This window comes from Pseudomonas sp. F01002 (genome assembly GCF_004402115.1).
GTDB classification, from domain to species: Bacteria; Pseudomonadota; Gammaproteobacteria; order Pseudomonadales; family Pseudomonadaceae; genus Aquipseudomonas; species Aquipseudomonas frigoris.
Window position 1 is genome coordinate 1,830 of record NZ_SOPU01000006.1, and the last position, 512, is coordinate 2,341.

The 512-nt window shown below is 47.9% G+C and carries 1 protein-coding gene; it reads left to right on the forward strand.

Annotation, left to right across the window (positions count from 1 at the left end; all coding sequences use genetic code 11):
- The coding region (locus E3W21_RS04770; RefSeq protein WP_218570160.1) for a hypothetical protein at nucleotides 1–406 on the forward strand (406 nt) is incomplete at its 5' end.
- Between the last annotated feature and the right edge of the window lie 106 nt (nucleotides 407–512).

The window sequence follows — 512 nt, forward strand, 5'->3', positions numbered from 1 at the left end:
AATTGTGTTAATTCCTGGACAAAGCCTCGACCTCCCCAGCATGAACATCTTGTGTGTATCGGCTCATGCTCCAACGTCTGGCATTGTGATGTATACCACCACTGGTTACTCGCCGGCTTTTGGCAATAGATCTTTAGTGCTCTCAGCAGCCAAACTTGGCAGACTCACGTTCAGATCTACTTATTCAAGAGTCAGCTTTTACTATGCCGGCGTGCAAAAAAGTGGCCAGTACGTGAGCTTTTATAATGCTAGTGGTGCTCATCTGGGAAATGTGCCGCTTGAAATAACCGGAGAACCTGGAAGAGTTGCCTATCTTTCGTTCTCGAAAGCAGGTATCGCACGCTTGGATGTGCACTGTGTCAATGCCGAAGGTTTCACCTTTGATAATTTCACCTTTGGTCTCTAGAAAAAGCGACTAATGTACTACCCGTGCTCGGGCCCTCGCTACAGGATGATGCCGAGCGCGAAAAACTCGAGTGCTGGTGCGAGGTAAATGGAGTTTAGGTTTGTTG